Source organism: Leifsonia sp. L25, assembly GCF_050632895.1.
Window position 1 is genome coordinate 566,776 of record NZ_JBODRZ010000002.1, and the last position, 20,908, is coordinate 587,683.

The following is a 20,908-nucleotide window of genomic DNA, read 5'->3' on the forward strand; positions in this document are numbered from 1 at the left end:
GCCGCGCTACTCCTCGGCGAGCAGCCGTCGCACGACGGCGTCCGCCAGCAGCCGCCCCCGCAGGGTCAGCACCACAGTCCCGGCGAGGGCGGCTTTCGCGTCCACCAGACCATCGGCGATCAAGCCGGCGACGGCGCGGCGGCCGCCGGCGGTCAGTTCGTCCGTGCGCAGCCCCTCCCGGATGCGGGTGAGCAGCAGCACGCGCTCCACCCGCCGCGTCTCGCGGTCGAGCGTCTCCCGCCCGGCCGCCGGGGACTCCCCCGCCAGCACGCGCTGAGCATAGGCGGCGGGATGCTTCACGTTCCACCAGCGGACCCCGCCGACGTGGCTGTGCGCGCCGGGTCCGACGCCCCACCAGTCGTGCCCGAGCCAGTAGGCCAGGTTGTGCCGCGAGCGGTGCGCGTCGTCGGTCGCCCAGTTGCTGACCTCGTACCAGCCGTAGCCCGCCGCACCGAGCCGGGCGTCCGCCAGCTCGTACATGTCGGCCTCCAGGTCGTCGTCCGGCTCCTGCACCGTGCCGGAGTGGATCTGCCGTGCCAGCTTCGTGCCGGGTTCGACGATCAGCGCGTACGCCGACACATGGTCCGGCTCGCACGCCAGCGCGGCGTCGAGCGACCGCGACCAGTCGTCCACGGTCTCGCCGGGCGTGCCGTAGATGAGGTCGAGGCTGACCTGAAGGCCGGCCTCCCGCGCCCAGCGGACGACGAGCGGGACCCGCTCCGGGTCGTGGGTGCGCTCCAGGGTCGCCAGCACGCTCGGCACTGCGGACTGCATCCCGAACGAGACCCGGGTGAAACCGGCGTCGGCCAGCCGCCGGAGGTCGGCGGCGTCGACCGAGTCGGGGTTGGCCTCCGTGGTCACCTCCGCGCCGGGGGCGATCCCCACGCGTCGCGGACCGCGCCGAGCATGGCTCCGAGGTCGTCGGGCGGCAGCAGGGTGGGCGTGCCGCCGCCGAAGAAGACCGTCGATACCTCCCGCGCAGCGACCCCGCTGCGCTCCAGCGCTTCCCGGGCGAAGCCGACCTCCCGGACGGCGTGGCCGGCGTAGTCGGATTGGGCGACGCCGCGCAGCTCGGTGGCCGTGTACGTGTTGAAGTCGCAGTACCCGCAGCGCACCCGGCAGAACGGCACGTGCAGATACACGCCAAAGTCGCGCTCCGCGGCGCCGTCTGCGGCGCTCGCGGGGAGGAGACCGTCGGCCGGCGCCGGACCCCCGAGCGGGAGGACGCCGGGCATCAGGCCGCCCGCGCGGGCAGCAGCGAACGCAGGTAACGCTTGGTGAACCGTGCCTGCGTGGCACGCAGCACCGGCGAGGCGAGCCGGTAGAACGCGTTGGACGGCCGGGAGAATGCACGCAGCACGAACCAGACGGTCCCGTCGTCGCGCATCTCGACCAGGAAGGCCTCCTCGCCGCTCTCCGGATGCCCCTTGAGGGTTCCGTAGGCGAACCCGCGCCGGTGCGGCTCGTCGACCACGTAGACGACCCGGCAGGGCGCGGACACCTTGAACGGCCCGAACGGCACCTTGAGCACGGCGGTCATCCCGTTCTGGATGAAGGGCGTGCCGTCGTCGGCGAAGACGTCCTCTGCCGTCTTGTGCTCGCGCATCCGCTTGGGCGTTCCGTCCTCGTCGAACTCGATGCCCTCGTACTGGACGCCGGTGCCCTCGTTCACCTCGGTGACCCGGATGCCGCTGTTGCGCTGCACGCCCCAGCTCATGAGCGCGGCCGCCGCGGACTCGAACCGCTCCTCGCCGCTGCCCAGCCGCACCTTCCGCTCCAGCGGCCGGTACCCCTTCGGCGGATAGTAGAGCAGGTCAGCGGCCTGCGTGCCGCCGATGAACCCGTACGTGACGGGCTGGTCGGTGAAGCTGGTGCGGCGCATGGCATCTATCCTGCGGCAATCCGGCGAAGTTCGCGAACCCGATACCGTCCGGACCCGACCGTCCTGCGCCGCCTCCGGTCAGGCGGGGAGGTGGGCGACCAGCCACGTCGCCGCGCTGATCGCGTCGCTCGTCGCGTCGCGGCCGGCGCCGTTCAGGGTGACAGTCGTGATGGTCAGCAGGGTTCCCCTCACGGACGCGCGGAGGAAACAGTTTCCGGAGGCGGGGAAGCACGTGAGGGTAGCGGCCTGGGCTCCGGGGACGGCCACGATCCGGTTCGTGCCGGACGGATACGCGGCGCTGGCTGCGGCCAGCTCCGGCACGGCCCAGCCGCCGCCGGGGAGGACGCTCACCGAGACGCGGGTCAACCCGTTGAGCCCGGGCACCGTCCAGTTGCAGTCGGCCCAGCCCAGGCGGTCGAGAGCGGCGTGCGTCATGTCGAACGCGAAGTCGGAGGCGTACGGCGCGGCAAGAGCGGGCGCGGCCATGGCGGTGCGCAGCCCGTCGCTGTCCCACAGGCTGCAGCTCGTCCAGCCGCGCGGCGTTCCCGCCGGGAGGGACTCGACCGGTCGCGACGGACCGGCGGCGGTGAGCGACGCCGTGATCGCGTCGGCCAGGTGGCCGAGGACGACCTGTGCGGCAGGGACACCGGTGCGAGCGCCGCCGAAGTTGAACTCCACCCAGTCGCCGGCGGGGACGAAGCCGCCACGGCAGCTCCACACCGAGGTCGGCGACGCGGCGTCACAGGTCACCCGGGAGTCCGGGCCGAGCTGGACCGAGCCGTAGGTGCCGACGGTGGCGGTGGAGTACGTCCGGAAGTCGTTGAGGCCGTTCGGGAGCACCGTGAGCTCCAGCGAGGCGGACTGGGTGCCGTTGAACCACACGCAGCGCAGTACGCCCGCCTGCCGTTCGGCGGCGACCATGGAGTCGTCCGCCGGGCCTCCGGTCTTGAACAGGTGACCCGCGTCGCCCAGCGCCTCGACGCGGACCGACTCGGGGACGAGCCCGGCGCAGTCCACCGGAAGCACCTGCGCGGGCTGCGTCGGCACGTCGAACGGAATGACCGCGGGCGCCGCGTCGGGCGGGAACGGCGACGGCTGCGCCGTCGTGGGCGCGGGGGTCGGAGTCGCTGTCGGGGTCGCCGCGGCTGTCGCCGTGGGAGTGGGCGCTTCGGTCGGCGATGAGGTGGCGGTGCTCTGCGTCGAGGCGGTCACTGCGCCGTGGTTCGCGTCTGCCTGCGCCGACGTGAGCTGATACCCGACGACGGATGCGGACGCGATCAGCGCCACGGCCGCGACGGTCGCGGTGATGGTGATCGGGCGGCGACGGCCCGTCCAGAGGCGTGACCACCGGCCGCCCTCGCTCGATGAGCTCGTGGTCGATCCGTCCGCTGCGCGCCCGCTGTCATCCGTCGGCTGTGTGCCGCTCATGGTCGTCCCCCTGGTCGATCCAACGGCCAGGCGTGAACGCTGCGTCCGGCGCTTGCATGAGCGCGCTCTCAGGCTAGTGGCCCACGCGTCTCTCGCCGCAGTGCGCCGCCATAACGATTCGGCATCGTGCAGCGGCGAGCGGAGCGTCGAGCGCTACTTCTTGTCCTTCTTCTCGGTGTCGCCCGACAGCGCCGCGATGAACGCCTCCTGCGGCACCTCGACGCGGCCCACCATCTTCATGCGCTTCTTGCCCTCTTTCTGCTTCTCGAGGAGCTTGCGCTTTCGGGTGATGTCGCCGCCGTAGCACTTCGCGAGCACGTCCTTGCGCATCGCGCGGATGTTCTCGCGAGCGATGATGCGGGCGCCGATCGCGGCCTGGATGGGGACCTCGAACTGCTGGCGCGGGATCAGCTCGCGCAGCCGGCCGGCCATCATCGTGCCATAGGCGTACGCCTTGTCGCGGTGGACGATCGCGCTGAACGCATCGACCGTCTCGCCCTGGAGGAGGATGTCGACCTTCACCAGGTCGGCCTCCTGCTCGCCGAACGGCTCGTAGTCGAGCGACGCGTAACCGGCGGTCTTGCTCTTGAGCTGGTCGAAGAAGTCGAAGACGATCTCGCCGAGGGGCATGGTGTAGCGGATCTCGACGCGGTCCTCGCCGAGGTACTCCATCCCGAGCAGCGTGCCACGGCGGCCCTGGCAGAGCTCCATGATGACGCCGACGTAGTCCTTCGGCGCGAGGATGGCCGCCTTGACGACCGGCTCCTCCACTCGGTCGATCTTGCCGCCGGGGAACTCGCTCGGGTTCGTGACGGTGACGACCTTCTTGTCCTCGGTCGTGACCTCGTAGATCACGCTCGGCGCCGTGGTGATCAGGTCGAGGCCGAACTCGCGCTCCAGTCGCTCGGTGACGATCTCCAGGTGCAGCAGTCCGAGGAACCCGCACCGGAAGCCGAAGCCGAGCGCGACCGAGGTCTCCGGCTCGTACACGAGCGCGGCGTCGGACAGCTTCAGCTTGTCCAGCGCCTCGCGGAGTTCGGGGTAGTCGCTGCCGTCGATCGGGTACAGGCCGGAGAACACCATCGGCTTGGGCTCGGTGTAGCCGGCGAGGGCGTTGGTCGCGGGCTTCGTCGCGGTGGTGACGGTATCGCCGACCTTGGACTGGCGGACGTCCTTCACGCCGGTGATCAGGTAGCCGACCTCGCCGACGCCGAGGCCCTTCGACGGGGTCGGCTCGGGGGCGGAGACGCCGATCTCCAGGATCTCGTGGGTCGCCCTGGTCGACATCATCTGGATGCGCTCGCGCGGGCTGAGCTTGCCGTCCACCATGCGCACATAGGTGACCACGCCGCGGTAGCTGTCGTAGACGGAGTCGAAGATCATGGCGCGCGCGGGAGCGTCGGCGACGCCGACCGGCGCGGGGATCTCCTGCACGACCCGGTCGAGCAGGGCCTCAACGCCCATGCCCGTCTTGCCGGAGACCCGCAACACGTCCTCCGGGCGGCCGCCGATCAAGCTGGCGAGCTCCTGCGCGTACTTCTCGGGGTCGGCCGCGGGGAGGTCGATCTTGTTCAGCACCGGGATGATCGTGAGATCGTTCTCCAGCGCCAGGTAGAGGTTGGCGAGCGTCTGGGCTTCGATGCCCTGCGCGGCGTCCACGAGCAGGATGGCGCCCTCGCAGGCGGCGAGCGACCGGGACACCTCGTAGGTGAAGTCCACGTGACCCGGGGTGTCGATCATGTTGAGCGCGAAGGTGTCGCCCTCGACGGCCCACGGCATCCGGACAGCCTGGCTCTTGATCGTGATGCCGCGCTCGCGCTCGATGTCCATGCGGTCGAGGTACTGCGCGCGCATGTCGCGGTCGGAGACCACTCCGGTGATCTGCAGCATCCGGTCGGCCAGCGTCGACTTGCCGTGGTCGATGTGCGCGATGATGCAGAAGTTGCGGATGGAGGCCGGGTCGGTCGCGGCGGGCTCGAGTGGCTTCAGGGCTCGTGGTGACATTGTGCGCTCATTCTCCCACGAACCGCACCCGCCACCCGAACCGCCGAGTACGCGCGAAATCAGGCGAAAACCGCCGAGTACGCGGACCATTCGCGTACTCGACGGGTGGCCGGCGGGTCGCGGTCGGGGTCAGGCGAAGCGCTCGGCGCGCTCGACGACGCGGCCGGCGCCGTCCTCCCAGCGGTAGACCTCTGCGCCGTCGATGACCACGAGCTCGGCACGGGAGTTCACGTCCAGCGGGTCGCCCGACCAGACGACGATGTCGCCGTCCAGCCCGGGCTTCAGCGCGCCGACCCGGTCGCCCAGGCCGAGGAACGACGCCGGGTTCACGGTCAGAGCCTCCAGCGCGGTCTCCCGCGGCAGCCCCTCCTTCACCGCGAGCGACGCCTGGTGCACCAGGAAGTTGATCGGCACGACGGGGTGGTCGGTGGTGATCGCGACGCGGACGCCCGCGGCGGCGATGTGCGCGAGGTTGGCGATGGCGCGGTCGCGCAGCTCGACCTTGGAGCGCGAGGTGAACATCGGGCCGAAGATGACCGGGATGTCGCGCTCGGCGAGGACGTCGGCGATCTTGTGCGCCTCGGTGCCGTGGTTGACGACGAGCTTGTAGCCGAACTCGTCGGCGAGCCGGATCGCGGTCGCGATGTCGTCGTGGCGGTGGGTGTGCTGGTCCCAGACCAGCTCGCCGGCGAGGACGCGCGCCAGCGTCTCCTTGGTCAGGTCGCGCGCGAACGCCTTGCCGTCGCGCTCGGCTTCCGCGCGCGAGGCGGCATAGTTCTGAGCGTCCACGAACGCCTCGCGGATGATCATGGCGACGCCCAGCCGCGTGCTCGGGGTCTGGTTCTTGCCGCCGTAGACGCGCTTCGGGTTCTCGCCGAGGGCGGACTTGACGCTGACGGCCTCCTTGATCACCTGCTCGTCGATGGTCCGGCCGCCCCAGCTCTTGATCGCGACGGTCTGGCCGCCGATCGGGTTGCCGGAGCCGGGCTTCACGACGATGGCGGTCACACCGCCCGCGAGCGCGTCGCGGAAGCCCTCGTCGTCGATGTTGACGGCGTCGATCGCGCGCACGGCGGCGGTGTTCGGCGTGGTCATCTCGTTGGTGTCGTCACCGGCGGGGCCGTTGGCCTCCTCGTGGATGCCGACATGCCCGTGCGCCTCGACGAAGCCGGGGAGCACCCACTTGCCGCTCGCGTCCACCACGCGGACGCCGTCGGGGACGGCGACCTCCGTCGTCGGGCCGACCGTGGTGATCCTGCCGTTCTCGACGATCACCGTGCCCTTCTCGATCGCGACTCCGGCGATCGGGACGACGTGGGCGTTGACGATGGCGATGCTGGCACGAGTCATGGAATCGAGCCTACGCTTCACGGGAATGGGCGCGGGCCCGCTGCGTTGTCCCCTGGCATGACCATTCTTCTGACCGGCTCGACCGGCTACATCGGATCCTCCGTCCTCCCCCGCCTCCTCGAAGAAGGCCACAGCGTCACCGCCCTCGTCCGCGACGAGGCCAAGGCCGACGCGGTGCGGGCCGCCGGCGCCACCGCCGTGGTGGGCGACGCGAGCGACGTGGAGCTCGTGACCCGGCTGGCGCGCGCGAGCGACGGGGTCATCCACCTGGCCTCCGGCTCCGAGGTGGACCCGGTGTTCGTCCCGGCCGCGCTGGAGGGACTCGCCGGCTCGGGCAAGCCGTTCGTGCACACCGGGGGCGTCTGGACCTACGGCTCGAACGCCGACATCGCCGAGGACTCCCCCGCGGCGCCGCCGGCGCTGACCGCGTGGCGCGGGGCGACCGAGGCGCTGGTGGTCGGCGCGGCCGGCGTACGCGGGACGGTCGTCGTCCCCTCGATCGTCTACGGCCACGGCAAGGGTCTGGCCCGCGTGATCGTCGACGCGCCGCGCGACGCGGGCGACGGCGCGCCGTTGCGGCTGATCGGCGACGGATCGCAGCACTGGGCGACGGTGCACGTGGACGACCTCGCCGCCCTGTACGTGCTCGCGCTCGAGAACGGGGCGGCGGGCTCCGCGTACATCGGCGCGAGCGGAGCCAACCCGACCGTGCGGGAGCTCGGGGAGCTCGCCGCGACCGCTGCAGGGGCGTCCGGGACGGTGGCGGAGACGGTCGCCGAGACCGAGGAGCGGCTGGGCGCGGGGCTCGCCGAGGCGCTGCTGCTCGACCAGCAGGCTCGCGGCACGAAGGCGCGGATCGACCTCGGCTGGGAGCCGAACGGTCCGGCGCTCGCCGACGAGATCGCGACCGGGAGCTACGCGCCGGAGTTCGCACGCGCCTGACGGGTACAGCTCGGCTTGCACGCGTTTTGGCGGAACCGTCGGCCGCTGGTAAAGTTGTTTGTTGGCTTGCGTGTGGGTGTCCCGCACGAACGCCGCAAGGCGCCCTCTCTCGCTGAGCGGCACATCCGATACTCACTTCGAACGAAAGTAACCATTCGTGGCAAACATCAAGTCGCAGATCAAGCGCAACAAGACCAACAAGAAGGCGCAGGAGCGCAACAAGGCGGTCAAGAGCCAGCTCAAGACGGCGATCCGCGCCACGCGCGAGGCCGTCGTCGCCGGCGACAAGGAGAAGGCGACCGCGGCGCTGCGCGTTGCTGCGAAGCGGATCGACAAGGCCGCCAGCAAGGGCGTCATCCACAAGAACCAGGCGGCGAACCGCAAGTCGGCCATCGCCAAGCAGGTCGCCGCGCTCTGACACGGTGACCGCTCGCGGGACCTGTCCCGCGCCGCGACGAGCCCCCGCCCCGTGAACACGGGAGCGGGGGCTCGCTGCGTGTGCGGGAGCTCCCGAATGCGCGACGGCGACCAGCGGCGATCAGGCGCGGCCGCGGGCGCTGACGATGCGGATCATCCGCTCCAGCGCGAACACCGGATCGCGACCGCCGCCCTTCACGTTGGCGTCGGTCTCGGCGAGCACCTCGATGCAACGGCCGAGGCCGTCCTCGGTCCAGCCGGACAGGTCGCGCCGGGCACGATCGACCTGCCACGGGGCGAGCCCGAACTGCTGCGCGAGCTGGCCCGACCCGCCTCGCGCACCGGAGATCTTCGCCATCGTGCGGATCTTGCTCGCGAACGCCGCCACCATCGGCACCGGGTCGGCCCCGGACGCCAGCGCATGCCGCATCGTCACCAGTGCCTCGCCGTAGCGGCCCGCGATCGCCTGGTCCGCGACCTGGAACGCGTTGGTCTCGACCCGTCCGCCGTAGTACTTGTCGACAGTGGCCTCGGTGATCTGCTCGGCCGCGTCGGCGATGAGCTGCTGACACGCGGCGGCGAGCTCCGCCAGGTCGTCCGTGAAGGCGGAGGTCAGCGCCCGAAGGGCGCCCGGCGCGATCTTGCGGCCGGCGGCGGCGAACTCGGCCTGTGCGAAGTCGTACTTCTCGGTGTCCTTCTTGAGCTCTGCGCAGACCACCTCGACGCCCCCGCCGGTGCCCGCGCGGATCGCGTCGAGCAGCTTCTTCCCGCGCACCCCGCCCGCGTGCCGCAGCACGACGATCGCGCCGTCGGCCGGAGCCGAGAGGTAGTCGAGCATCTCGGAGAGGAACCCGTCGCCGGTCTTCTCCACCGCGTCCACCCGGATGAGCCGCGGCTCGCCGAACAGGGAGGGGCTCGCGAGCGTGAGCAGCTCCCCCGGGGCGTAGTCGGCCGCCGAGAGGTCGCTGACCTCCAGGCTCGGGTCTTCCTGCTTGAGGCGGTCGCGCAGCAACCTCGTGGACCGGTCGGCGAGGAAGCCCTCCGTGCCGGAGACGAGGACCACCGGGGCCGGCCGGATCTGGTTCCAGGCGAGCTGCGGGATCGCGCTCTTGGCGGCTGCACCGGCCGCCCGGCCTCGCGAGCCGCCCGAGCCGCCCCTGCTGTTGCTTCGTGTCGCCACGTTCCTCCTCGTCCGTATAAAGGATAGAGGGGACCACCGGCAGAGCCCTCCGTGGCCGAGCCGTCCGCCCGCTCGCCCCAGAGCCGGGGGCCGTCTGCGCCGACGGACACCAGCAGGAGCCCCGACCGGTCGGTGCGAGCGGAGGCGGTGCCGGAGTGCGCGAGCAGCTCGAACGCCCGGCGCGTGGGGTGCCCGTATCCGTTGTCCTCCCCGACCGACAGCACGCCGAGGCGCGCGTGGATGGTGTCGTAGAGCGCCGCGCTCTGGTCGGCCGAGCCGTGATGGGCGACCTTCACCACGTCGACCGCACCGAGGACGCCCGTCGCAGTGAGCTGCTCCTGCTCGCGTTCGCCGAGATCGCCGAGGAACAGCCCGCTCAGGCCCGTCCCCTCCGTGCGGACGACGAGGCTGCCGGGGTTCCCGCTCAGCGCGGTCTCCCCGGCCCGACCGGCGGCGGCCAGACGATCCGCCAGCGCAGCGCGCCGAGAGCCCCTCGGTTCCCGCGTGGCCCTGGTCCACCGCGATCCCGGCCGCCGCCAGCCGCTCGAGGAGGGCGTGATCCGCCGGCCGGTCGGGCTCACCGACGATCGCGCGCTCGGTGCGGCCGAGCACTGCGTCGGCGCCGCCCACGTGGTCGATGTCGAAGTGGGTCAGGAGCACCCAGTCGAGCCGGGCGATCCCGAGCGTGTCCAGGCAGTCGGTCACCGGCTGGGGATGCCGACCCACGTCGATCAGGCCGACGTGGCCGCTGTCGCGCAGCAGGACGGCGTCGCCCTGGCCGACGTCGCACGCCGCGTACACCCAGTCCGCCGGCCTCGCCCAGGATCGCCCGGCGCCGATCCCGCCGACCGATCCCGCGTAGACGGTCGTGCCGCCGACCAGGCCGATCGCCGCCGCGGCGACGATGACCCGCGGAAGCCGCGCACGAGCCGCGAGGACCGCGACGGCTACGAGCGCCAGCGCGCACAGCGACACGCCCACGATCCCGTCGGGCCACGGGAGCGCAGCGCCGGGCAGATCGGCGCTGAACCGGGCGACGGCCGCGATCAGAGCGGAGGGAAGCCACGCCAGCCACACGACGACCTGCCCGAGCGCCGGCGCCCAGGGCAGCACCAGGCAGGCCACGCAGCCCAGGACTGTCGCGACCGGGGCGGCCGGTTCGGCGACCGCATTGGCCAGGACGCCGAACAGCGGCAGCGTCGGCGTCAACAGGATCAGCACCGGCTGGCAGGCGAGTTGCGCGGCCAGCGGCACCGCGAGTGCGAACGCGACGCCGCGTGGCAGCCACCTCCCGAGGGCGTGAGCGAGCGGCCGGGCGAGGACCAGGAGTCCCGCGGTGGCGAGCACGGAGAGCGCGAAGCCGTAGTCGCGCGCGAGCCACGGGTCGCGGACGAGCAGCACGACCACCGCCAGGGCGAGCGCCGGGACGCCGTCGGCGACCCGGCCGCGCGCGAGACCCACGAGCACCACGGCGGCCATCGCCGCCGCGCGGACCACGCTCGCGCCGGGCCCGACCAGTACGACGAACGCCGCCAGCGAGACACCCGCCACCAGGATGCGCCCACGGCGGCCGAGACCGGCCAGGCGTGCGAGGAGGAAGACGAGCCCGGTCACCAGCGCGCAGTTCGCTCCGGAGACCGCGGTCAGGTGACTGAGGGCGCTCACCTTCATCGCGTCGTCGAGGTCGGCGCCGACGTTCGTCTCGTCCCCGATCGCCAGCCCGGGAAGGAGCGCGCCGCCGTCGCCTGGCGTCGAGGAGGCCGCGTCGGCGAAGTCCGCGCGGACCGGCGCCGGCCAGGCGAGCCACCACAGCGGGGGCTCGCGCACCACCGGCGCCGCGGTGGCTCGGAGAGTGAAAGTCGTCGCCTCCCCCGGATCGTTCGGGCGAACGCTCATGCTCGCGGTGATCACCGCGCCGACGGTGTAACCGCGGACCGAGTGGGCCGTGCCGGGGACGAGGACGGAGACCGGGACGCCGGCGCGGACGTGCTGTGCCGGGACGCGCGTGTAGCCGGACGGAGGGGGCCCGGACGCACCGGCCGGAGGGGTCGTCGATGCGACGGTCGTGCCGCGCAGCCGCCAGCGCTCTCCACCGTCCAGCCCTGGTGCGGCCCGCTTCGGAGCGCTTTCGACGCGCAGCGCGACGTCCACGGTGCCGTGGTGGGTGGAGGCCGCCTGAAGCACCGCGTCCGTGCGGCCCGGCGCCATCGCCGCGACGCAGGACGCGCCGAGCGCGACGGCCGCACAGGAGAGGGCGACAGCCGCCCACGGCCGACCCGGTGCGAGTGGGCGCGGGCCCCAGGCCCTGCCTCGCCGACGCCCCCCACCTCGGCGTGCGGCCAGGAGCGCCACCGCCAACGCGACCACACCCCCCATCCCAGCGACCACCGCGACACCGGACATCGTCCCCGCAACACCGACACCCACTCCGCAGCACACCCAGAGCGCCGCAGCCGGGATCGCCAGTCGAAGGTCGGGCATCAGACCGTCACCTTGTCCTTGATGCCGTCGAAGAGTTTCTGCCCGATGCCGGTGACCTTGAGGAGGTCGGTCACCGCTCCGAAGCGGCCGTTCGACGTCCGCCAGTCGACGATGCGCTGCGCCATCGCGGGGCCGATCCGCGGGAGGGTCTCGAGCTGGGTGGTGGAGGCCGTGTTCAGATCGACCAGTGCGCCGTCGGCCGCAGCGCCGCCGGCCGTATCGGGGCCGGCGTCCGCGGGCACCGCCTCCCCGACCAGCGGCGCCCGGAGCTGTTCCCCGTCATGGACCCGTCGCGCGAGGTTCACTCCGGCCGGGTCGGCTCCCTCAGCGAAACCGCCGGCCGCCTCCACCGCGTCGACCACCCGTGCGCCCGCCTGCAGCCGGATCAGCCCGGGTTTGTTCACCGCGCCCGACACGTGGACGAAGAGCTCTGCGTCGGACCCGTCCGCGCCGCCGTGCGGCGTCGGAAGGGCGGAGACGGACGGTGGCACCGACGACGTCACCGCCGCCACCGGCAGCTCCCGTCCGCCGGTCAGCCCCGAGATGACCGCCGACACCACGAACGCGGCCACCAACAGCACGGTGGCCGCCCCGATCCCCACCTTCAGCCGGCGCGACGGCGCGCGCTCCGTTTCCCCGTCCCGATGTCGCATCCCTTCACGCTACGAACGCGGCGGACGCGCGAACCGGCGAGCGACGGATCAGTGGATAAGCGACGGCGGCGGCCCTCCTGTGGAGGACCGCCGCCGCAACGGATCAAGCGGAGGGATTCAGCCCCGCGTCGCGATGTTGACCAGCCGCGGCGCCCGCACGATCACGTTCACGATCTCGCGGTCGCCGATCGAGCGGACCACCGCCTCCGACCCGCGAGCCAGCGCCTCCAGGTCGTCGGACGCGATCTTCGGGGACACCTCGGCACGGTCGCGCACCTTGCCGTCGACCTGGAAGACGGCGGTCACCGACTCCTCGATCAGCAGCGTCGGGTCGGGCTTGCGCCACGGGACCAGCGCGACGGAAGGCTCGTAGCCCAGGATCGCCCACATGTCCTCGGCCGCGTACGGCGCGAACAGGTTCAGCGCCATCGCGGTGACCTCCGCGGCCTCGCGCACCGCGGCGTCGGCCGGGCCGGCCGCGCCGTCGATCGCCTTGCGGGTGGCGTTGACCAGCTCCATCAGACGCGCGACCACGACGTTGAACTTGAACGCCTCGATCAGCCCGGGAGCATCGGCCAGGAAGCGGTGGGTGACGCGGCGCAGCGCCGGGTCGCCCGTCTTCCACACCACATCGGGTGCGCTCGTGACGTCGTGCGCCACGCGCCAGGCCCGCGCCAGGAACTTCGCGCTGCCGGACGGCGACACGTCGGCCCAGTCGATGTCGTCCTCCGGCGGTCCGGCGAACGCCATGGTCAGGCGCACGGCGTCGACGCCGTGCTCGTCCAGCTGCTCGGAAAGCTTGACCAGGTTGCCGCGCGACTTGCTCATCGCGGAGCCGTCCATCAGCACCAGGCCCTGGTTCAGCAGCGCCGTGAACGGTTCGGTGAAGCTGATCGAGCCCAGGTCGAACAGCACCTTGGTGATGAACCGCGAGTACAGCAGGTGCAGGATGGCGTGCGTCACGCCGCCCACGTACTGGTCGACCGGCGCCCACTTCTCCGCCTCGCGCGGGTCGAAAGCCTGCGTGGCGTCGTTGGGGTTCAGGAAGCGCAGGAAGTACCACGAGCTGTCCACGAAGGTGTCCATCGTGTCCGTGTCGCGCTTGGCGGGGCCGCCGCAGTTCGGGCAGGCCACGTTGACCCAGTCGGTCGCGCCGCCCAGCGGACTGGTGCCCTTCGGCTGCAGGTCCAGACCCTCGGCGGGCGGCAGCAGCACCGGCAGCTCCGACTCGGGCACGCGGACCTCCCCGCACTGCTCGCAGTGGATGATCGGGATCGGCGTGCCCCAGTAGCGCTGACGCGAGATCAGCCAGTCGCGCAGGCGGAAGTTCTTCGCAGGCGCGCCCAGGCCGGAGCCTTGCAGCGCCTCCGTGACGCGGCGGATCGCGTTCGACTTGCTCAACCCGTCGAACGGGCCCGAGTTGATCAGTCGGCCGTCGCCGCTCAGCGCGACGCCGGTCTCCGCCGGGCTCTCCAGCGGAGCCTCCTCCGGCAGGATCGGCTCGCCCGTCTCGGGGTCGGTGTGGATGATCGGGATGGCGCCGGTGACCGGCTGCGTCGTGTCCACGACGACGCGCACCGGCAGATCGAAGGCGCGCGCGAAGTCCAGGTCGCGCTGGTCGTGCGCGGGCACGGCCATGATCGCGCCGTGACCGTAGTCGCTCAGCACGTAGTCGGCCGCCCAGATCGGGATGCGCTCCCCGGTCAGCGGGTTGATCGCGTGCCGCTCCAGGAAGACGCCGGTCTTCTCGCGGTCGGAGCTCAGGCGGTCCATCTCGGTGGTGCCGCGGACGGCCTCCAGGTACTCGTCGAACCGCTCGCGCACCTCCGGCCGCACGTCGGCGACCAGCTCGGCGGCGAGGTCGGAGTCGGGCGCGACCACCATGAAGGTCACGCCGTAGAGGGTGTCCGGACGGGTCGTGTAGACCGTCACCGGCTCCGTGCGGCCCTCGATCGCGAACTGCACGTCGGCGCCGGTGGAGCGGCCGATCCAGTTGCGCTGCATCGACAGCACCTTGGACGGCCAGGCGCCCTCCAGCTGGTTCAGGTCGTCCAGCAGGCGGTCCGCGTAGTCGGTGATGCGGAAGTACCACTGGGTCAGCTTCTTCTTGGTGACCAGATTGTCGCAGCGCTCGCAACGGCCGTTCACGACCTGCTCGTTCGCCAGCACGGTCTGGTCGAAGGGGCACCAGTTGACCTGGGAGGCCTTGCGGTAGGCCAGGCCCTTCTCGTGCAGCTTCAGGAACAGCCACTGGTTCCAGCGGTAGTAGGCCGGGTCGCTGGTCTGCAGGACGCGGTCCCAGTCGAAGCTCGGGGCATAGCGGCGCATCGACGCCTTCTGCTGGGCGATGTTGTCGTTCGTCCAGCCGGCCGGGTCGAGCCCGCGCTTGATCGCGGCGTTCTCGGCGGGCAGGCCGAAGGAGTCCCAGCCGATCGGGTGCAGGACGTTGAAGCCCTGCTGCCGCCAGTACCGGGCGATGACGTCGCCGAGGGCGTACGCCTCGGCGTGGCCCATGTGCAGGTCGCCCGAAGGGTACGGGAACATGTCGAGCACGTACTTGCGCGGACGCTTGTCGTCGGGGTCGGCCGTGGAGAACGGCTTCAGCTCGTCCCAGACCGGGAGCCAGGTGTTCTGGATCTCGGTGAAGTCGTAGTGCGCACCGGCCTCGCGGACCGGTGCGGGTGCTGCATCGTGCTCGTGTGCCACTGGACTCTCTCTCGGATGTCGCCGCGGACGAAGGGGCATCGCGACGAGAAGGCATTCGGGCGCGCGGCCCGAGGTTCCAGGTTACTAAACGTTGGAGGGGTCCGGTCCGTTCCCGGGAGGGCGCAGGCCGGCGGCACGGAAGAGGGCGGCGGCCTTGATGGAGACCTCCTCGAGTTCCTCCTCGGGGACGGACAGTGCGGTGATCCCGCCCCCGGCGCCGATCGTGACGACGCCGTCGCGGAACCGGAGGCTGCGGATGACCATAGCGACGTCGGCGGAGCCGTCCGCGCCGAGGGAGCCGAAGCAGCCCGAGTAGACACCGCGCGGGCCGGCCTCCAGCCCGGCGAGGATGCGCATCGCGGACAGCTTGGGGGCGCCCGTCATCGACCCGGCCGGGAAGGCGGCGGCCAGCGCGTCCACGGCGGTGAGACCAGGACGCAGCCTCCCCTCGACCGTGCTGACGAGTTGGTGCACCTGCGCGTAGCTCTCCACCTCCAGCAGGTGCCGGACGCCGACGCTGCCGACCTCGCACACCCGCCCGAGGTCGTTGCGCATGAGGTCGACGATCATGACGTTCTCGGCCTGCTCCTTCTCGCTGGCCTCCAGCTCGGCGCGCAGTCGGAGGTCCTCGGCGACGGTCGCGGCGCGCGGGCGGGTGCCTTTGATCGGCTTGGTGCGCACCTGGCCGTCCGGGGTGACGAGGAGGAACTGCTCGGGCGAGGAGCTCACCAGAGACTCGCCGGCCATCCGCAGGAAGCCGGCGTGGTGGGCGGGGCTGTCGCGGCGGAGGCGGAGGTGGACGGCGAGCGGGTCGGCGGTCGTGGTGGCGGTCGCGGTGTTGGTGAGGCAGAGCTGGTAGGCGTCGCCCGCGCGGATGGCCTCCTGACAGGCGGCGATCATGCCGAGGTAGGCAGTGGCGGAGTGGCGCCAGGTCGGGGCGGAGGGGGTATCGGAGGCGGCGGTTTCGTCGGACGCGGTGGCGCTCCCGTCCGGAGCGGCGCCCTCCTGCGCCGCCACCGGATGCACGGCCGCATAGCGCGCGGCCGCACCTTCCGCCCCACCGAGCACCTCCACGGCTTCGCGCAGCCAGGCACCCTCCGGCGTCGCGTCCAGGACGGTCACGGTCCCGTCCGCGTGGTCGAACACCACGAGCCGGTCGACGTACAGGAACGCCGCGTCCAGCCCGGGACCCGCTGCGTACGGCACGCCGAGTGACGCGGCGCCGGTCTCGTAGCCGAGCCAGCCGATCCACCCGAGCGGATAGCCGGCCGTGGCTGCCGACTCCTCGCGCAGTGCGCGTCCCTCCCGCAGCGCGTCCAGGATGCTGCCGTCGAAGCTCAGACCGTCGACCGTCACTGTCCCCTCGGCCACCGACGCCGTCGCGAGGCGCGTACCGGTACCGATGACGCTCCGGCCGGTCTCCGCGTCGGGGCCGCTGTCGAGCCAGACCGCGTCGCCGGTCGCGAACAGGGCCGCGAAGGCGTCGGCGGTGTCGACGGGGATGCGCAGGCGGTGTGTTCGGGGGGACGGGAGCACCGGTCCAGTCTGCACCAGGCGGCATGGACAGCGCGGCTGGCGTTAGCCTGAACGGATGGACACCTCGGCCACCCTGTTCGACTGGGCCGCCGGCGCGCTCACCGCCCGCGACGACTGCGAGGTCGTGGAGACCGAGCTCCTCGCGGCGGACTCCTTCCTGGCGGCGGAGGGGCGCGTCCTCGCGCTCGGGCTCCACCGGGAGCGCTTCGCCGAGGCGACGCGCGAGCAGGGCATCCGCGACGCCGACGAGCTGGCCGCGTTCTGGGACGCGGGAGTCGCGCTGCTGCCCGACGACGGCCGCTGGTTCCCGCGCTTCGAGCTCGTGCGGAAGCGGGACGCCCTGCGGCTCCGCTTCCGGCTCCGCGCGGCGCCGCCGCTCGGCTCCGACCTGGTGGTGGCGACGGCGGCGACCGACCCGCGGCGCGTTCCGCACCTGAAGGGACCGGACATCGATCGGCTGAACGCGCTCCGCCAGCGCGCCCAGCAGGTGGGCGCTCAGGAGGCCGTAATCCTGGACGACGGCCGGGTGTCCGACGGCACGACCACGGCACTGCTCTGGTGGCGCGGTGACACGCTGTGCGCGCCGCCGTTCTCGCTGCCACGCGTGGACAGCGTCGCCGCGCGGACCGTGCGCGGGATCGCCGCCGCCCTCGGCGTGCCGGTCGAGGAGGAGGCCGTGCGGCCGTCCGAGCTCGACGGCGTGGCGTTGTGGGCCGTCAACGCGCTGCACGGGATCCGCGACGTGACGGTGTGGGTGGACGGCCCGGCGCTCGGCCACGACCCGGCACGCACGGCCGCGTGGCGGTCGCGTTTCGGGGCGCTGGCGCGACCGCTCCGCTGAACGCACCGCAACATTCCGCACGAATCGCCCTCCACCCGCGAACCGCGATTCGGCACCAATGTCGCGTATCCGCGGCCCAAAGCCCGCATTCGGCGCGAATGTCCACGCCGCTCGGATCGCGATTCGGCGCGAATGTCGGCGGTGCTCGGAGCGCCGTCAGGCGACGAGGGTGCCGGCCTCGAGGTGGATGCGGCGCGTCACGAGCGCGTCGGGGACGGCGGTGTGCGAGATCAGCAGCACCGTGCGGCCGTCGTCCGCGGCCGTCGAGAGGATGTCGCGCACGATCCGGTCCGCGACCGCGGCGTCGACGTTCGCCGTCGGCTCGTCCACGACCAGCACCGGGAAGTCGGCCAGCAGGGCGCGGGCGAGCGCGATCCGCTGCGCCTGGCCGCCCGAGACGAGAGCGCCGCGCTCGCCGACCGGGCTCGTGAGACCACCGCGGGACCGCGCCCACTCCCCCAGGCCGACGCGCTCGAGCACCGCGAGCAGCTCCGCGTCGGTCGCGCTGTCCCGCGCGAACAGGAGGTTCTGCCGGAGGTCGGAGTCGAACAGGTACGGCTGCTGCTCGACCAGGCCGACCACACGCCGCACGTCGTCCTGGCGCACGCCGCGCACGTCGACGCCGTCGATCGCGTAGACGCCGTCGAGGTCGAGGAACCGGGTCAGCACATGGGCGAGCGCCGTCTTGCCTGCCCCGGTCGGGCCGGCCAGCACCACCCGCTCGCCCGCGTGCAGCACGATGTCGATCGCGTGGAGCACGGGGGCGTCCTCGCCCGGCCAGTGCGCGGTGCGGAGGCTCAGCGCCACGTCGGGCACGGACGTCACGGTCAGCGAGTTCGCGGCGGGCGCATCGACCGGCACGCCGCCCGGGACGATTGCGGGCACGGCGTCCGCGATCCGCTCGGCGCTCGCCCGCACCCGCCGCCACGCGCCGAGCGCCAGCGGGAGGGTCCCGAACACCTCGAACACCGCCAGCGGCAGCAGGGCGACGACCGCGAGAGTCGGTGCGTCCAGGCGCCCGGCCTCCAGCGCGGGAACGCCCGAGGCGAGCGCCAGCACGGTCGAGACGCCCGCGAGAAGGGACACCGCGCCCGCCGTCAGGCCGAGCCCGGCCGCCCGGGTGCGCACGGCTGCGGTGAGCCGCTCGCTCGCCTGCCGCACCCGCTCGCGCGCCTGCGGCAACGCGTCGAACGCGATCAGGAGGTCGAGACCGGTCACCAGCTCATGCACGGCGGAAGCCAGAGCGGCGCGCAGCGGGGCGATCCGGCGCTCGGCCGAGCCGGCCGCCCACCGGTTGATCAGGGTGCCGACCACGAAGGCCGCGGCCAGCGTCAGCAGGAGCGCTAGCCCGGCCGCGGGCAGGAAGACGAACGCGGCCACAGCGCTCGCGAGCACCACCACGCCGCCGGCCACCAGCGGCTGCACGACCCGCAGCGCGAAGTCGGGCAGTTCGTCCACGTCGTCGGCCAGCCGGGAGAGCAGCTCGCCGCCGCGGGCCTTCCCTGTGCGGCGGTCGTCCGCGCCCACCCCGTCGGGGCCGAGCGGCACCAGCCGGGCGAAGAGGTCGGCGCGGATGTCGCCGAGCCGGCGGAAGGCGGCGTCGTGTCCGGCCAGCCGCTCCAGGTAGCGGAAGAACGCGCGGCCGAGCGCGAACGCACGCACCCCCACGACAGCCACCGAGATGTACAGGAGCGCCGGCTGCTCGGAGGCGCGGGTGATCAGCCACGCCGAGACACCGAGGAGGGCGACGGCGCTGCCGCCGCTCAGAGCGCCGAGGGCGATCGCCGCCCAGAGCCGGCGTGCAGGAGGGAGCGCCAGCCGAAGGATGCGCCGGGTCTGCTCCCGGTCGATCCGCACAGCCTCAGAACCGGACATCGGACAGCACCCCCAGCGTCAGAACGTCGTCGGAGGCCGCGACGACCGCCTCCCGGTGGCTGACCACCAGCACCGCCGCCCCGTCGTCCGCGATCCTCCGCAGCGACGCCAGCAGCGCTCCCTCGGTCGCCGGGTCGAGTGCGGAGGTCGGCTCGTCCAGGATCAGCACCGGGCAGGACCGCGCCTGCAGCCGGTAGAGCGCTCGCGCGACGGCGACGCGCTGCGCCTGGCCGCCCGACAGCCCGGCGCCGTCGGCCCCGAGCGGGAGGTCCGGGTCCAGCTCCGGCGCAGCAGCCGCCCGCAGCGACGCGACGACGAGCGCGCGATCGGGCGCCGGGTCGCCGAGCGCGACGTTCTCCGCGATCGTGCCCGCGAGCAGCCCGGGCTTCTGGCCGGCCCAGGCGATGGCCTCCCGGCGCCCCGCAGCGTCGGCCCGCCCGCCCGCCGCGATCATCCCGCTGTGTGCCGCGAAGCCGAGCGCCGCCGCCACGAGGCTGGACTTCCCCGCGCCGCTCGGCGCGCTCAGCACCGCGACCGTGCCCGGACGCACCTCCGCCGAGAACGGCCCGACCACCGCACGACCCTCGTACGCCACTGCCGCCTCCGTGAAGATCAGGCCGGCCGTCGCCGCGTCCACGGCCTGCTCCGGCACGACCTCCTGCGCCGCGTCCAGCACCTCGAACGCCTTCGACGCGGCCTCCATCCCTTCGGTCGCCGCGTGGTACGCCGCGCCGACGTTCCGCAGCGGGAGGAAGGCCTCCGGTGCCAGGAGCAGCACGAACAGCCCGACCGACAGGTCGAGCGAGCCGCCGAGCAGCCGCAGCCCGATCGCGACGGCGATCAGAGCGACCGAGAGGCTGGCGGCGAGCTCCAGTACGAAGCCGGACAGGAACGACATCCGGAGCACCTTCATCGTCCGCGCGCGGTATTCGTCGCTCACCTGCCGGATCCGGGCCTCCTGCCGGTGCTGGCGTCCGAACAGCGTGAGGGTCGGGAGGCCGGCGACGACGTCGAGGAAGCCGCGCGAGAGCGTCGAGAGCGCTGCCCACTGCTTCTTCTGCGCCGCCTGCGTCGCCCAGCCGACCAGCACCATGAACACCGGGATGAGCGGAAGGGTGAGCACGAGGATGATGCCGCTGGTGAGGTCCTGCCAGCCGATCACCAGCACCAGCAGCGGCATCGCCACCGCCGTCCCGATGAGCTGGGGAAGGTACTTCGCGAAGTAGCCGTCGAGCGCATCCATCCCCCGCCCGGCCACGAGGGTCAGGTCGGCGCTGCTGCGCCCGGCGAGCCCCTGCGGTCCGAGGCGGCCGAAGGCGTCGACGAGCTGCTCGCGCAACTGGGCGACGACCGAGGCCCCGCCGCGCGCCGACACCGACTCCGCAAGCGAGAGCAGCACGCCGCGCACGAGCACCACGAGCACGAGCCCGGCGAAGAGCGCGCTCAGCTCGGAGAACGACGCCCCCGCGATCGCCCGGACGACGAGCCGGGTGACCAGCCAAGCGAAGGCGACCACGGCCGCGGTCTGCAGCACCGTGACCAGCGCGCCGGTCGCGAGCGTGACACGCGTCGCGGCTGCGTAACGGAGGAGTCGGGGATCGAGCGGGCGCACG

At 72.6% G+C, this 20,908-nt stretch carries 13 protein-coding genes and 2 pseudogenes; 3 read left to right on the forward strand and 12 right to left on the reverse strand.

What is annotated here, in order from left to right; all coding sequences use genetic code 11:
* Positions 1–6: 6 nt before the first annotated feature.
* The 5 genes and pseudogenes from hemW to ACRAWC_RS03730 all read right to left on the reverse strand — a co-directional run bounded on the left by hemW (position 7) and on the right by ACRAWC_RS03730 (position 6,664).
* Positions 7–1,235, reverse strand: a pseudogene (gene hemW, locus ACRAWC_RS03710) (radical SAM family heme chaperone HemW).
* Positions 1,235–1,882 carry a DUF1990 family protein gene (locus ACRAWC_RS03715; protein WP_431346530.1) on the reverse strand — a complete coding sequence of 216 codons (648 nt, stop codon included), beginning with the start codon at positions 1,880–1,882 and terminating at the stop codon, positions 1,235–1,237. The pseudogene hemW and the gene ACRAWC_RS03715 overlap by 1 nt, the downstream one beginning before the upstream one ends.
* Positions 1,883–1,960: 78 nt before the next feature.
* Positions 1,961–3,310, reverse strand: coding sequence for a hypothetical protein (locus ACRAWC_RS03720; protein WP_431346531.1), 1,350 nt, complete (start codon positions 3,308–3,310; stop codon positions 1,961–1,963).
* A gap of 153 nt (positions 3,311–3,463) precedes the next feature.
* Complete coding sequence (lepA, locus tag ACRAWC_RS03725) at positions 3,464–5,314, reverse strand: translation elongation factor 4 (RefSeq protein WP_431346532.1); 1,851 nt, start codon at positions 5,312–5,314, stop codon at positions 3,464–3,466.
* Between the two features lie 129 nt (positions 5,315–5,443).
* Positions 5,444–6,664 carry an amidohydrolase gene (locus tag ACRAWC_RS03730; protein ID WP_431346533.1) on the reverse strand — a complete coding sequence of 407 codons (1,221 nt, stop codon included), beginning with the start codon at positions 6,662–6,664 and terminating at the stop codon, positions 5,444–5,446.
* A 57-nt stretch (positions 6,665–6,721) separates the two neighbouring features.
* Between ACRAWC_RS03730 and ACRAWC_RS03735 the strand changes: the two genes are divergently transcribed.
* Both ACRAWC_RS03735 and rpsT read left to right on the forward strand, forming a co-directional pair.
* On the forward strand, positions 6,722–7,606 hold the full coding sequence (locus tag ACRAWC_RS03735; RefSeq protein ID WP_431346534.1) for an NAD-dependent epimerase/dehydratase family protein: 885 nt from the start codon (positions 6,722–6,724) through the stop codon (positions 7,604–7,606).
* Positions 7,607–7,763: 157 nt separating this feature from the next.
* Positions 7,764–8,024, forward strand: coding sequence for a 30S ribosomal protein S20 (gene rpsT, locus ACRAWC_RS03740; RefSeq protein ID WP_345835022.1), 261 nt, complete (start codon positions 7,764–7,766; stop codon positions 8,022–8,024).
* Between the two features lie 120 nt (positions 8,025–8,144).
* Here rpsT and holA read toward each other — a convergent pair whose 3' ends face one another.
* The 5 genes and pseudogenes from holA to ACRAWC_RS03765 form a co-directional block, all read right to left on the reverse strand.
* Complete coding sequence (holA, locus tag ACRAWC_RS03745; protein WP_431346578.1) at positions 8,145–9,125, reverse strand: DNA polymerase III subunit delta; 981 nt, start codon at positions 9,123–9,125, stop codon at positions 8,145–8,147.
* Positions 9,126–9,839: 714 nt separating this feature from the next.
* Positions 9,840–11,684 (reverse strand): annotated as a pseudogene (locus ACRAWC_RS03750) (ComEC/Rec2 family competence protein); the annotation flags it as partial.
* On the reverse strand, positions 11,684–12,337 hold the full coding sequence (locus ACRAWC_RS03755; RefSeq protein ID WP_431346535.1) for a helix-hairpin-helix domain-containing protein: 654 nt from the start codon (positions 12,335–12,337) through the stop codon (positions 11,684–11,686). The pseudogene ACRAWC_RS03750 and the gene ACRAWC_RS03755, both read right to left, overlap by 1 nt.
* Before the next feature lie 117 nt (positions 12,338–12,454).
* Positions 12,455–15,043: a leucine--tRNA ligase gene (gene leuS / locus ACRAWC_RS03760; RefSeq protein ID WP_431346536.1), complete on the reverse strand. Its 2,589-nt coding sequence runs from the start codon at positions 15,041–15,043 to the stop codon at positions 12,455–12,457.
* A gap of 84 nt (positions 15,044–15,127) precedes the next feature.
* Positions 15,128–16,579 carry an anthranilate synthase component I family protein gene (locus tag ACRAWC_RS03765; RefSeq protein ID WP_431346537.1) on the reverse strand — a complete coding sequence of 484 codons (1,452 nt, stop codon included), beginning with the start codon at positions 16,577–16,579 and terminating at the stop codon, positions 15,128–15,130.
* A 55-nt stretch (positions 16,580–16,634) separates the two neighbouring features.
* Between ACRAWC_RS03765 and ACRAWC_RS03770 the strand changes: the two genes are divergently transcribed.
* Positions 16,635–17,420 carry an aminotransferase class IV gene (locus ACRAWC_RS03770; protein ID WP_431346538.1) on the forward strand — a complete coding sequence of 262 codons (786 nt, stop codon included), beginning with the start codon at positions 16,635–16,637 and terminating at the stop codon, positions 17,418–17,420.
* A gap of 156 nt (positions 17,421–17,576) precedes the next feature.
* On the opposite strand, the gene cydC is transcribed toward ACRAWC_RS03770, so the two are convergent.
* Positions 17,577–19,295, reverse strand: a complete 1,719-nt coding sequence (gene cydC, locus ACRAWC_RS03775) for a thiol reductant ABC exporter subunit CydC (RefSeq protein WP_431346539.1) — start codon at positions 19,293–19,295, stop codon at positions 17,577–17,579.
* Positions 19,282–20,907: a thiol reductant ABC exporter subunit CydD gene (gene cydD / locus ACRAWC_RS03780; RefSeq protein ID WP_431346540.1), complete on the reverse strand. Its 1,626-nt coding sequence runs from the start codon at positions 20,905–20,907 to the stop codon at positions 19,282–19,284. The genes cydC and cydD overlap by 14 nt, the downstream gene beginning before the upstream one ends.
* Between the last annotated feature and the right edge of the window lies 1 nt (position 20,908).